General features: G+C 56.8%; 12 protein-coding genes. 5 read left to right on the forward strand and 7 right to left on the reverse strand.

Annotation, left to right across the window (positions count from 1 at the left end; translation table 11 throughout):
* Positions 1-13: 13 nt before the first annotated feature.
* From MKleb_RS13365 to MKleb_RS13380, 4 genes are all read right to left on the reverse strand, one after another.
* Positions 14-1,093, reverse strand: a complete 1,080-nt coding sequence (locus MKleb_RS13365) for a phosphotriesterase family protein (protein WP_025106324.1) — start codon at positions 1,091-1,093, stop codon at positions 14-16.
* Between the two features lie 3 nt (positions 1,094-1,096).
* Positions 1,097-2,098 (reverse strand): ABC transporter permease, encoded by a 1,002-nt coding sequence (locus MKleb_RS13370; RefSeq protein WP_014229399.1) that lies wholly within the window; start codon positions 2,096-2,098, stop codon positions 1,097-1,099.
* Between the two features lie 18 nt (positions 2,099-2,116).
* Positions 2,117-2,863, reverse strand: coding sequence for an ATP-binding cassette domain-containing protein (locus tag MKleb_RS13375; RefSeq protein ID WP_025106325.1), 747 nt, complete (start codon positions 2,861-2,863; stop codon positions 2,117-2,119).
* A gap of 380 nt (positions 2,864-3,243) precedes the next feature.
* The gene (locus tag MKleb_RS13380) at positions 3,244-4,266 is read right to left on the reverse strand and encodes a LacI family DNA-binding transcriptional regulator (RefSeq protein WP_025106326.1); all 1,023 of its coding nucleotides are present in this window, start codon (positions 4,264-4,266) and stop codon (positions 3,244-3,246) included.
* Positions 4,267-4,610: 344 nt separating this feature from the next.
* Here MKleb_RS13380 and MKleb_RS13385 point away from each other — a divergent pair, with 344 nt between their 5' ends.
* Positions 4,611-5,564 (forward strand): ABC transporter substrate-binding protein, encoded by a 954-nt coding sequence (locus MKleb_RS13385; protein WP_025106327.1) that lies wholly within the window; start codon positions 4,611-4,613, stop codon positions 5,562-5,564.
* A 1-nt stretch (position 5,565) separates the two neighbouring features.
* On the opposite strand, the gene MKleb_RS13390 is transcribed toward MKleb_RS13385, so the two are convergent.
* Positions 5,566-6,438: a PfkB family carbohydrate kinase gene (locus MKleb_RS13390; RefSeq protein ID WP_025106328.1), complete on the reverse strand. Its 873-nt coding sequence runs from the start codon at positions 6,436-6,438 to the stop codon at positions 5,566-5,568.
* A gap of 26 nt (positions 6,439-6,464) precedes the next feature.
* Here MKleb_RS13390 and MKleb_RS13395 point away from each other — a divergent pair, with 26 nt between their 5' ends.
* The 4 genes from MKleb_RS13395 (at position 6,465) to lysM (ending at position 9,307) form a co-directional block, all read left to right on the forward strand.
* Positions 6,465-7,310 carry a BtpA/SgcQ family protein gene (locus MKleb_RS13395; protein WP_025106329.1) on the forward strand — a complete coding sequence of 282 codons (846 nt, stop codon included), beginning with the start codon at positions 6,465-6,467 and terminating at the stop codon, positions 7,308-7,310.
* A complete protein-coding gene (locus tag MKleb_RS13400; protein ID WP_025106330.1) occupies positions 7,310-7,954 on the forward strand; it encodes a TenA family protein in 645 nt (214 codons plus the stop codon). Before MKleb_RS13395 ends, MKleb_RS13400 begins: the two co-directional genes overlap by 1 nt.
* 97 nt (positions 7,955-8,051) lie before the next feature.
* A complete protein-coding gene (locus tag MKleb_RS13405; RefSeq protein WP_025106331.1) occupies positions 8,052-8,612 on the forward strand; it encodes a nucleotidyltransferase family protein in 561 nt (186 codons plus the stop codon).
* Between the two features lie 245 nt (positions 8,613-8,857).
* Complete coding sequence (gene lysM / locus MKleb_RS13410; protein WP_025106332.1) at positions 8,858-9,307, forward strand: peptidoglycan-binding protein LysM; 450 nt, start codon at positions 8,858-8,860, stop codon at positions 9,305-9,307.
* A gap of 168 nt (positions 9,308-9,475) precedes the next feature.
* On the opposite strand, the gene fyuA is transcribed toward lysM, so the two are convergent.
* Both fyuA and ybtE read right to left on the reverse strand, forming a co-directional pair.
* Positions 9,476-11,497, reverse strand: a complete 2,022-nt coding sequence (fyuA, locus tag MKleb_RS13415) for a siderophore yersiniabactin receptor FyuA (protein WP_025106333.1) — start codon at positions 11,495-11,497, stop codon at positions 9,476-9,478.
* A gap of 129 nt (positions 11,498-11,626) precedes the next feature.
* Entirely contained in the window at positions 11,627-13,204 is a 1,578-nt protein-coding gene (gene ybtE / locus MKleb_RS13420) for a yersiniabactin biosynthesis salycil-AMP ligase YbtE (RefSeq protein ID WP_025106334.1), read from the reverse strand.

The following is a 13,204-nucleotide window of genomic DNA, read 5'->3' on the forward strand; positions in this document are numbered from 1 at the left end:
TATGACTTTCCTTTTATCCGCCAAAGACCCGTTGGGGATTTCCAATCATCAAGGTTTCAAGCTGTTCGCCGCTGACGCCGTGGCGCCGCAGGCGGGGAACAAAATGCTTGAGTATGTAGCCGTAACCGTGGCCGCCGTAGCGGGTGAGCATGGTTTTCAGGAAGACGTCCTGCGACAGCAGTATTTGCTGGATATAGCCGTCGTCAATCAGTTCGCGAATCGCGCGGACGTTCTCCTCGTCGGAGGGCGACTGCGCCGACTCGTCGGCGTAGTAATAGCTCATGCCGATCATGTCGTATTCGAGAAACGCCCCGCGCTGCGCCAGCTCCCGCTGGTAGCGCTTATCGGCAAAGCTGGGATTCATATGGCACAGGACGGTATGGCGTAAATCGGCGCCTTCCTGTTCGAGAATATCCAGCACCCGATGACCCAGCCGCTCCCAGCCGGGCAGATGGACCTCGATCGGCACGCCGGTCGCGGCGCTGGCCCGGCCCGCAGCGCGCAGCGATTTCTCCTCATCCGGCGTAAAGCGGCTCGAGATCCCGATTTCGCCGATGAGCCCGGCGAGCACCTCCGGTTTCTCCTCTGCGCCGCCCAGATCGTAAATCAGCCGTTCGGTCAGCTGTTCGACGCTGCTGGTTCTTACCCACTCGGGGTGCGAAGGTTCCAGATAGAGGCCGGTGCCCATAATAATGTTCAGACCGGTCAGACGGGCGATGCGCGCCAGCGCTTTGGGATCGCGGCCGATACCGATATTGGTCGGGTCGACTACCGTTTCTCCGCCAAGGGCGCGATATTTCGTCAGCTCTTCAATCGCGACGTCGACGTCAAACAGCTGGCAGTTATCGCGACTCATTAGCGGGTTCAGCGACAGTTCGCCGAGGTTTTCCATTTTCACCGGCATTTCGGCAAGATGGCGATCGCTACAGCAGCAGGGCGGTACCCATTTGCCGGAGGCATCCAGCAGAATATGCTCATGCATCAGGGTAACCCCCATTTCGCTAATCGGCAGCGGGCCAAGCACCGTCATCACGTAACCGCTGCTGACGCCAAGCGGCAGCGGAGTGGGGTGGCGAAAAATTGATCCTTTCATCAGCTATCCTTTTGCCGCGGAGCGCGTGGGGTTGAGAATGCGGGTGTTCAGCCAGATCGCCAGCAGGATAATGGTGCCGGTGGCTATCTGGGTGTAAAACGGAGAAATATGCGACAGGATCAGCCCGTTCTGAATGACCGCAATCGACAGCGCGCCCAGCAGCGTACCGATAATGGTACCGAAGCCGCCAAACAGGCTGGTACTGCCAAGCACAACGGCAGCAATAACCTGCAGTTCAAAGCCTTCGCCCTGGTTGGAGGAGCCGCTGCCGAGGCGCGCGGTAATGATCATCCCCGCCAGCGCGGCGGCCATCCCGCTGATGATATAGACCTTCATGGTGACCGCTTTGGTATTAATGCCGCTGCGTCGCGCGCCTTCGGCGTTAGCGCCGATAGCGGTCACGTAGCGGCCAAAGCGCATATGATTGAGAACAATATGCCCGATAACCAGAATCATAATGCCGATCAGCGCGGGCATGGGGATACCGACTACCCACGCGCGTCCTATAAAGGTAAACAGGCTGTCAGCCGGAACTGGAATCGAGTAGCCCTGGGTGACCAGCAGCGCGATGCCGCGAACCACGGCCAGGGTGGCGAGCGTGACGATAAACGCCGGAATGCCTTCATAGGCGATAAAGAAGCCGTTGATGGCGCCCACCAATCCGCCGAGCAGCAGGCCGCCGAGCAGAACCACCGGCCACGGCAGCCCCCAGTTATTCAGGGCGATAGCGGAAAGCGCGCCGACCAGCGCGAGGGTGGAGCCCACCGACAGATCGATACCGCCGGTGGTAATGACCAGGGTCATCGCCGTCGCGACAATCAGCAGCGGGGCGCTCTGACGGATGATGTTGAGCCAGTTGGTGCCGGTGAGAAAGTTGCTGGTGATCAGCGAAAACACCACGCAGCAGAAGACGAAAAAGAGCGCGATGCTGACCACGCCGGAGTGGTTATGCAGCAGGCGGCGCGGCAGCGAATGCTGGATCATGCGGGAGCTGCTTAAGTTCATGATACTCATCCTGTTACCTCAATGTGCAGCCGCAGAGCGGGCGGTGAATTTTTCGCCCACAATCAGGTTAACGATATCGCTCAGGCTGGTGTCGGCCACCCGTCTGTCGGCGACGTTGGTACCTTCATACATCACCATGATTCGGTCACAGACCAGGAACAGGTCCTGCAGGCGGTGGGTAATCAGAATCACGCTCACCCCGCGAGCGGAAACGCGGCGAATAAGCTCCAGCACCGCTTCGACTTCCGCGACGGCCAGCGCGGCGGTGGGTTCATCCATAATCAGCACCTTCGGGTCAAAGGCCGCCGCGCGGGCGATGGCAATGGCCTGGCGCTGGCCGCCGGAGAGATTTCGCACCAGCAGCCGGGTATCGGGAATGGAGATCCCGAGCCCTTTTAGCATCTCCCTGGCATCGGCGTGCATTCTCGCCTCATCGAGGAAGGGGATACCGAGGCGTGATTTCATCGGCTCGCGGCCCATAAACAGATTGCCCGCGACGTCGACCGTGTCGCAGAGCGACAGATCCTGATACACCATCTCGATATGGCAGCGGCGCGAATCGGCCGGATTCGTAAAATGCTGCTGTTCACCGTCGATACGAATCGTGCCGCTGGAGGGGATCACCGCGCCAGAGAGCACTTTGGTCAGGGTCGATTTCCCCGCGCCGTTATCGCCCACTAAGCCCAGCACCTCGCCCGGAGCCAGCTCAAGGTTGACTCCGCGCAATGAACGTATCGACCCGTAGGTCTTGGTGATATTGATCATCTCCACCCTTGGCGGGGTAGTTTGTGGCTGCTGCATCTGATAACTCCCATCGCTGTTGCCGGGAAAATGTTCGCCATCCTGCGGGAGAGATGCTATCCGACACGGTTTACATGCTAGTAAACCGGTTTACCTGCGGAATAGAGCACTCGCCAGCACAGTCAGGACAAACGCTATGTAAGATATTTGTTCGCCAGTAAGCACATTGCAGCATCCGTGCCAGGGCAGGAACAACACAGCAGCCCTGTGATTTAACCTTATGTAATAAATAGAGTGTATTCATTACGCTCCGGTAAACCGGTTTACTGATTATAGTGAATAAAATGTTAATTGATCGTTTTTTGTGCCAAAAGTGGGCGCTTTTGCGCCATTTTGGGACGTGCTTAACAGATCTTGATCGAGTCGCGGCCAATCCACTCTACCGGCAGGCGGGTTTCCGCCGGGATATCCCGATCGTCGTTCAGCAGACGCATCATGATGTTCACCGCGGTGCGGCCCAGTTCCCGGGCGGGCTGGCGGATAGTGGAAATCCGCGGCTGGGTAAAATCGGCATAGTTGGCGTCATCGAAGCCGACTAACGATAGCGCCTCCGGCGCCTGGAGCCCGCTGGCGCGCAGACCGTCGAGCAGGCCGAGCACCAGATAGTCGCTGGCGGCGAAGACGGCGGTCGGGCGAACCGACTGGCTGAACAGGGTCCGCAGCGCTTGCTGGCCAAACTCGCGCTGGTAGTCACCGTACATCACCCATTCGGGCGGCCAGCTCAGGCCGGCCTGCTCCATCGCGGTGCAGAAGCCCTGATAGCGCTCGCGTACGCTCATCAGCTTGTCCGGGCCGCCGACGAAAGCGATATGGCGATGCCCGGCGGCGATCAGTTTTTCGGTGGCGATCCGCCCGCCCTGGACGTTATCGGCAAACACTTTCGGCACCTTACTGCCGGGAATATCTTCATCCAGCAGGACAATGCGTTCGTGACGCTGGACTTCTTTGCGCAGCAGGCCGTTATCGGGGCGGTTGGTGGTGAACAGCAGGCCGTCGACCTGGCAGGTATCCAGCCAGCGGATAAACTGGCACTCTTTTTCCGGGTTGTTGCGGGTGATACACAGCACCAGGCTGTAACCGCTGGCAGAAGCGGCCTCTTCGGCGGCATCGGCCAGTTCGGCAAAGAAGGGGTTGGTAATATCGGGGAGCACCAGGCCGAGCGTTTCGCTGCCGCCTTTGCTAAGACGGCGTGCAAGGCTATTGCCGCGATAGTCCAGTTCGCGAATGGCGGTTTCGATGCGATCGATGGTGTCCTGCGGTAGCACAATACTGTTGTTCATATAGCGCGACAGGGTTGCCTTCGACAGCCCCGCCAGCTTTGCCACATCGGATAACAATACGCGTTTTATACTCATTTCCTGCGCCATTTCTGCCAGAATCGGCTATCTGTAACATAGTTAAGCGCGGTGGATACAGCAATTTCTCTGCTAACAATAACCGGAAATAAATGCTTGACAAAATTTAATCTGCGGAGAATTGTATAGGCAGTTTACCGCATCATCCGGGAAGTCATTCCCAAACCCGTTTAACTCATTCCAGTCGCGCACCGACACGGACCGGTTGCCGGAATGAAATTAAGCAGGTATCCGCCGAACGGTCGATGATTGTTCTGGCCATATAGACGATATTTGCCCGCCAAAAAATAATCCTTCTGCGTTCGCATGCGGCGCGGAACTCTGCTGGCTATCAACTATTCCCGACGAGGATACTGATGATGTTATTTCACACCGGAAAACTGCGTTTACTTGCTGTTGCCACCACGATGCTGGCATCCATGAGTTTTATTTCTGCCGCCGGCGCCGCCGGTCCGACTTATGCGCTGGTACAAATCAATCAGCAGGCCCTGTTCTTTAATCTGATGAATAAAGGCGCGCAGGATGCAGCCAAAGCCAGCGGCAAGGATTTAGTTATTTTTAACTCTAACGATAATCCCGTGGCGCAAAACGACGCGATAGAAAACTATATTCAGCAAGGCGTTAAAGGCATTCTGGTTGCCGCTATCGACGTTAACGGAATTATGCCCGCGGTAAAAGAAGCGGCCGCCGCTAACATTCCAGTGATTGCGATTGATGCCGTATTACCGGCCGGGCCGCAGGCGGCTCAGGTCGGCGTTGATAATATCGAAGGTGGCAGAATTATTGGTCAATACTTCGTGGACTACGTGCAGAAAGAGATGGGCGGCCAGGCGCGGCTGGGTATTGTCGGCGCGCTGAACTCGGCCATTCAGAACCAGCGGCAGAAAGGGTTTGAAGAGACGCTGAAAAGCAATCCGAAAATTACCATCGCTAACGTCGTCGACGGCCAGAACGTACAGGATAAAGCAATGACCGCGGCGGAGAACCTGATTACCGGCAACCCCGATCTGACGGCGATCTATGCCACTGGCGAACCCGCTCTGCTGGGTGCTATCGCCGCCGTGGAAAACCAGGGGCGCCAGAAAGATATTAAAGTCTTTGGCTGGGATCTGACGGCGAAGGCGATTTCCGGTATTGACGGCGGCTACGTCACCGCCGTTCTGCAGCAGGACCCGGAAAAGATGGGGGCCGAAGCCCTGAATGCGCTGAACACTATCACTGCAGGTAAAACCGTGCCGAAAACCATTCTGGTTCCGGCCACGGTGGTAACCAAAGCGAACGTCGATACCTATCGTTCGCTGTTCAAGTAGGTCAGCGCGCGCCGTTCACGGCTAACAGAGCGGTGAGTTCGTGGCCGTCGGGAAACGCGCTGAGCGTCCCCCGACGGCTGACGGTAATGGCGGCAGCGCGGCTGGCGTGCGCCAGCGCCAGCGCATCCGGCGCGATGCCGCGCAGAATCGCGGACGCCAGCATCACCGCGAGGAACGTGTCGCCAGCGCCGGTGGTGTCTAGCGCCTCGGCGGGGACGGCGGGGCAAAACTGGCGCTGACCCGCCTGAACCAGCCAGGCGCCTGCCGCGCCCTGGGTTACCACTAAGGTTTTCACGCCGTAAGGCTTAAGCTGCTCGGCCTCGGATTCATTGACCACCGCGATGTCGATGAGCGGCCACAGATGGCAAAAGTCAGGATTGACAGGCGAGGGGTTGAATACCGTTGTCATACCGCGGGCTTTGGCGAACTGGAACAGCGCCCGGGTTTTATCCAGGGAGAAATTGCCCTGCTGTAGCAGAATATCGCCCGCGGCGGCCTCCGCCATATGCGGAATAATATCATCAAGGCTGAACGTATCGGCTGCGGCCGTCGTGGTAATGATGGCATTGTCGCCATCAGCGCTATTTAAAATAATCGAGGTGTCGCTATGTTGATTGAAATGGCCGTCGGGTAGTAGCGTCAGTGGTTCATTTTTTATCTGCTGACGGATCCACTCGCCGTTGCTGTCATTTCCCGTGGCGGCAATTAATCGCGTGTCGATTCCGCAGCGGGATAATATAATCGCCTGATTCGCGCCTTTACCGCCGATATCCTGCGAAACTTTAATGCCGTGAATGGACGCGCCTTTTTTCGGTATATCCGGAATGGACCAGGTTTCATCTACGGTAATATTACCAGTAACGTAAACACGCATAGTGTTCCCTTAACAGGATGGATAAGATGGTTTCTATCTCAGCAGAAAAAACGAATGCAATACAAGCTATTTTTTCACGTAATAAAGTTGTTATTGGTGTTATTCATTGCGATCCTTTTCCCGGCACGCCGAAATATCGAGAGAAATCAGTCTCCGGTATTGTTGAACGTGCGCTTCGCGATGCCGAAAATTATATTTCGGGCGGCGTTCACGGCCTGATTATTGAAAACCATGGTGATATTCCTTTTTCCAAACCTGAGGATATCGGTCATGAAACCTCTGCGCTGATGGCGGTGATTACCGAGAAAGTTCGCGAGCGTTTTGGTGTGCCGCTGGGCATTAATGTCCTGGCGAACGCGGCGATCCCGGCGATGGCGATCGCCCTGGCGGGCGGGGCCGATTTCGTCCGCGTAAACCAGTGGGCCAACGCCTATATCGCCAACGAAGGATTTATTGAAGGAGCGGCCGCTAAGGCGCTGCGCTACCGCAGCATGCTGCGCGCTGAACATATTCGCGTCTTTGCCGATAGCCACGTCAAGCACGGTAGCCACGCCATCGTTGCCGATCGTTCGATTCAGGAGCTCACGCGCGACGTGGATTTCTTCGAGGCCGACGCGGTAATTGCGACCGGCCAGCGCACGGGCGATAGCGCAACGATGGAGGAAATTGACGAGATCCGCGCGGCGACGGAGCTACCGCTGCTGGTGGGCTCCGGGGTGACGCCCGCCAACGTGAGTCAGATCCTCGGGCGGACCCAGGGGGTCATTGTGGCCAGTACGATGAAGGTCGATGGCGTCTGGTGGAACGATGTTGAGCTGGCCCGGGTGAAGCATTTTATGTCGGTCGCTCAGGCCGCGCTGGAGGATGCGTAATGGAAGCGTTTAGCGAACGCCTGCTGCGTGAACATCAACCGGCGTGGCAGGCGATGCAGCAGCACCGTTTTGTGACTGATATCGAACAGGATCGTCTGCCGACAGCCGTCTTTAACCGCTATCTGGTGTTTGAGGGCAACTTTGTCGCGACGGCAATCGCGATTTTTGCTCTCGGGGTTAGCAAGGCGCCGGGTATTCATCAGCAGCGCTGGCTTATTGGCGTCCTGAATGCCCTGGTTGACACGCAGATTGCATGGTTTGAACAGGTGTTATCAGAACGGCGGATAACTCCCGCTGATTATCCGGACGATCTGCCCGGCGTGCAGCGCTTTCGCGACGGCATGCTGCGGACGGCCCGGCAGGGAAGCTATGAGCAGATCGTTACCCTGATGTTCGGTGCGGAGTGGATGTATTATTTCTGGTGCCGACGGGCGAGCGAACATCGCCAGAGCGATGCTGACGTGCGTCGCTGGGTGGAAATGCACGCGGAGGACGAATTTTATCAGCAGGCGCTCTGGCTGAAGAACGAACTCGACCGCTGCGCCATGGCGCTGAGTGAAAGCGAAAAGCAGGCGCTGTCGGCGCTTTACGGTGATGTGCTGCAGTGGGAAATTGATTTCCATCACGCTGCGTACGAGGAGTAGTCGTGCGCTAAACAAAGGGGTCGCCGAAGCGGCGCCCCCTGAACATTGATACTATGATTGGACGCATACTCAGGTTAATCACCGTTTCAGGGAAATCATGAACTATCAGGATGAATTGCAGAGATTATTGTTAAACGACCCGATAAGAATGAACGCGCTTTACGCCGTTCAGGCGCTGGAACTCAGCGATGGCTGGATTGGCGCCGGCTTTGTCAGAGATGCGGTCTGGGATCATCTGCACGGCTACGGGCAAAGGCCAGTTTCGGGTGATGTGGATGTTGTCTGGTTCGACGCGAAAAGCGGCAGCGCCGCCGACGATAGGGCGCTGGAAGAGAGGCTGAGCCAGCAATCATCCGCCTTTAACTGGTCGGTGAAGAATCAGGCCAGAATGCATCAACGTAACGGTAATAAACCTTATCACTCCACGGAGAATGCGTTGCTGTACTGGCCTGAAACGGCGACGGCTATCGCGGTCAGAATGGGACGTTCAGGGCTTATTGAGGTTATCGCGCCCTACGGGCTGGACGATCTGTTTGCACTCCGTCTGCGGCCCACGCCGGTATTTGCGCAGCATAAGCTGGCTATTTTCAGCCAGCGCGTCGCGGAAAAACGCTGGCTGAAGCGCTATCCAGGCCTGCAGCTGATTGTCCCGACCTGAGCCGTTTTCGCCATCACTGCGGGTTAACGCCTGATTTTATGTCATGCCCGCTGGGCAGAGTACCGATTTTCCTGCCGTATCCGGGCAAATATCCTGCACGTTGACGCTTATTGATTATACTTTGATGGCAGGTTGTGCTGCTTCAGGCGGTTGCCGCTCTGGGGTAGCAGAACCGACATCCTGGAAATGGGCTTAACCGGTCTGATGAATATTTGATCGTGAAACAGTAATGGAGGTATGGAACGATGGGATTATTAAATTTTGTCAAAGAAGCGGGCGAGAAAATATGGGACGCCGTCTCCGGCGGCAGCAAGGAAGATAAGGCCGACAAGCTGAAAAAACATATTGATGGTCTTAATCTGCCCGGTGCCGAAAAGGTCAATATTGATGTTGCGGACGACGGCACCGCGACGGTTACCGGCGATGTCGGTTCGCAAGAAGATAAGGAAAAAATTCTGGTGGCGGTAGGTAACGTCACCGGCGTTGGTCAGGTTAATGACAGCGTGAAGGTGACGCAAAGCGGGGCGGAAAGTCGTTATTATACGGTGAAATCCGGCGACACCCTGAGCGCCATCTCTAAAGCGATGTATGGCTCTGCTAATGACTACCAACGTATTTTTGAAGCCAACAAACCGATGCTGACGCACCCCGATAAAATCTATCCGGGTCAGGTGCTGATTATTCCGGCGAAGTAAGCGCTGAATTCCTTCGGCAGCAGCAGGCCGATGGAATTATCTTCAAGGCCGGCCAGTGACAATATAGGTTTTGTTGCTGGCTGGGGTTGTCCCAGGCGTTTTCCTGACGTCAACGAGTTAAATTCGGTGATGACAGGGATGCGATTATTGCATCCCTGTATCGTTGGATCAGAAGAAATCAATTCGCGTATTGATACCGACGGTGCGGCCCATATTAACCTGCGCGACGGCGCTGCTGCCGTTCATATATCCATAGGTACGGTAACGACGGTCGAACAGGTTATCGACATAGACGGAAATATTCATCCGTTCCGTCGCCTGCCAGCCAATGCTGCTGTCCAGGGTGGCGTAGGCGCCTTGCCGCAGCTGGTTGTCGCCATCGAAATAGTGCGGCCCCACCAGATTAACCGCCAGCCGGGGCATCAGTGCGCCATAGCGCGTATCAATCACGCCATTCACGCTGCTTCCCGCGCCGTAACGCGGTACGAACGGCACCCGGTTGCCGTGGTACAGCTCGCTGTCGTTGGTGAATTCGGAACGGATCATGTTGCCATTGATATCCCATGACCAGCCGGGGGCAAACCGCCATTTCGCTTCCAGCTCAACGCCGGTGGCGTCGGCTCTCCCCGCATTGCTTAAGGTCTGCATTCCGACCGGGCCAGAGTAGAGCTGCATATCTTTGGTGTGGGTATAAAAGGTGGCGGCTTGCAGCGTGACATCGGCGGTGTCGTAACGGGTGCCAATTTCATAGTTGATGGATTTTTCCGCGTTGAACGGTTTGGCATCAAGACCTGCGGTAGGCACGATATTATATCCGGAAGGTTTATATCCCTGGGCGACGCGGGTATATACTCGCCAGTCGTCGGTCAGCAGATAGCCTGCGGAGAGCTGTCCGAGCACCCGGTCGTCATTGCTTTTACCCTGGTCGCCAAATGGGTTTCCCAGCATGCTGCCGTGATACTGCGTGCTGGCTTTATCATGCGAGAAACGCACACCGCCGCCGATGTCAAAACGTTCGGTTAAATGCCAGGTCAGATCGCTGTAGGCGGCAAGGGTTTCAGCGGTGGTATAGCCGGTGCTGCTTAAATAGGGCATCGTCGGCATATCGTAGGCGGAATTTAGCTTTTCGCGGGTGTTCTGCCGGTACAACCCAAATACCATATCCACGGTACGCGTATCGCCGAGGGTGGCGGCGCGTAGCTCCTGTACATCCTGGTTCCAGCGCTGGGGCATATTGACGATCAACGAGCCGGAAGGGAAGGTCCGGGAATAATTCTGCTGCTGCCAGGCGCCGATCAGATTGAACACCCAGTCATCGGTAGTGTATTTACCGCTTAGCGTCTGGCTGTCAGTACAGCGCCGTAGGTACGGGTCCGGTGAACCCTCGCCGAGAGATAGCGTACGGCTCTTGAGATCATTCCATGCCACGTAGGCATCCTGTGTAGCGCGAGTGCATTCGCGCGAGGCGGAAAACCCCATTTCCCAGGGCTGGTCGTCCGGCGCCAGACGCAGTTTCACATTCCCGATACTGGCGCGGGTACCGCCTAAATCATCGCTACCGGTCGAGGGGTTAATCATCTCGCCGTCATCAACCTGGCGTAAAAGGGTCACGCTGCCGTATAACAGGCCATCCTGAATCGGGCCGCTCAGGTTGAGTTTGCTTCGATAACTGTCACGACTGCTGACGCCGCCTTCAATATAGCCGCGCGGCGTGCTGTCCGGCTGCTGGGTGACGATGTTAATGATCCCGCCCTGGGCGCTTTTGCCATACAAGGTGCCCTGCGGTCCTCGCAGCAGCTCCACGCTTTGCACATCGGTCAGCGCCTGGATGGTGTTGGTCGAAAGCTGCGGGACGCCATCGACATACAGGGTAACGGCGGGGTTATAAAAGTCCTGGGCCGAAGAGATGCCGCGTAGGGAGATCGTTGAAAAAAGCATGTTGCCGCTATTTTCAATATTCAGCCCAGGCAACACTCTGGGGAGTTTGTCACTGGCGGTAACGCCCGCGTCGCTTAACTCCGTCGCGCTGATAACGGTAGAAGAGACATTATTGGCTGATGCCGAGCGGGAAGACTGTTTGCTGGCGGTGACCACCAACGTGCTTTCGTCTTGCTGTGAGGTTTGGCTATGAACAGCGGCCGGGAGTAAAAATCCCCCCAGAACCAGAGGATAAAACCGTGTCATTTTCATTGTTATGAATCCCTGAAAAACGGCGAGACGCCAAAATACCGATAATGGTGAATTGAAAATGATAACTATTTCTAATTGCACTGCTACCCGAAACGGGTTTATTTCCACCTGTTTCGGGTAGCGGGGCGCTTATTGGGCTGAATGGCGATAACGCTCAATGGCGAGCGCCGTCAGGCGCTTTTTATCTACCTTGCCGACGGCGGTGAGCGGCCAGTGGGTCAGAAACTCAATTTGATCGGGAATCTTCCACGCGCTGATCCCCATTCGGACCAGCTTTTGACGCAGCTGTTGATAGTCAGAGGGAGTGCGTTGCGCGATGATAAACGCGCATATCCGCTCGCCAAGCAGCTTGTCCGGCGCGGCGACCACGGCGCAATCCTTTACGTCTTCCAGACGCATCAGCACCGATTCCACTTCCGCAGCGGCTATTTTCTCTCCGGCGCGGTTGATCTGCTCTTTTATACGCCCCTCAACGTACAGATTTCCCGCCTCATCGAGCCTGACATTGTCGCCCGTACGGTAAAATCCTTGCGCGGTAAAGGCCCGCGCATTGTGCTCGGGAGCGCGATAATAGCCCGTAATAGTATAAGGACCGCGCGTTAATAACTGTCCCGTTTCGCCGGGCGCAACGTCGTTCTCCTCTTCGTCAACGACGTGAATTTCATCCAGGGGAGACATAGGGCGCCCCTGGCTGTGGAGAACGGTGGCCAGAGGATCGTCCAACCGGGTAAAGCAGAGCAGGCCTTCCGCCATACCGAATACCTGTTGCAGGGGACAATCAAACGTCGAGATAACCTGCTCAGCAAGCGTTGGGTCAAGCCGGGCGCCGCCCACCTGAATGACGCGTAGCGAAGAGAGATCGCTGTCTTCCCACTCTCTGGCCTGCACCCAGAGCTGCGCCAGCGCCGGTACCAGGGCGACGTGGGTCACGCCTTGTTCAGCGATTAAAGGCATCACCTCATCGCAGCTGGCGCTGTCGGTCAATACCACCTTTCCGCCGCAGGCAAGGGTTCCCAGAATACCGGGGCAGGCCAGCGGAAAGTTATGCGCCACGGGGAGGACGGCGAGATACACGCTCTGTGGCTTAAGGCCGCACAGTTCGGCGGAGGCGCTGAAGTTATAGCTATAGTCAGCGTGCCGTCGCGGGATAAGCTTTGGCGTCCCGGTGGTGCCGCCTGAGAGCAGCAGCAGCGCGGTGCCGGCAGCATCGGGCTGCGGCCACGCCTGCCGTTCGCCGCGCAGCGAGAAGAGCGGCGTAAAATCGTCGCCTTCGGTCTCACCTGCGACCAGAACTTGCCGCAGGCAGGCGTGTTTGCGCGCCATCTGGCGGGCCAGGTCCGCGTGGCTTTCTCCGTGAATCACATAAGCGGCCGGTTGCGCCAGCGCGATCAGCGCGTCAATATCCAGCGCCCGCTGCGAGGGCATCGCCAGAACAGGGATAACGCCCAGTCTTAACAGCGCGAACAGCAGGATCACAAATGCGTTGCCGTTGGGGAGCTGGATAAGCACATGTTCTCCCGGACGCAAACCCAGCGAGTCTAACCCTGCAGCAAGCTCATCGACCCGAAGATCGAGCGCGCTGTAGGTCAGCGAGCCTTTGGCATCAACGACAGCAGTTCGCGAGGGATAGCGAGCCGCCCAGTGGCGCAGCTGTTCAGCAATGGGGAAGGGATACTGTTTTATTAGAGAATCAAAAGAAGAGTGCAT

The organism is Klebsiella sp. PL-2018 (genome assembly GCF_019048985.1).
In the GTDB taxonomy this organism is placed as follows: Bacteria; Pseudomonadota; Gammaproteobacteria; order Enterobacterales; family Enterobacteriaceae; genus Klebsiella; species Klebsiella michiganensis.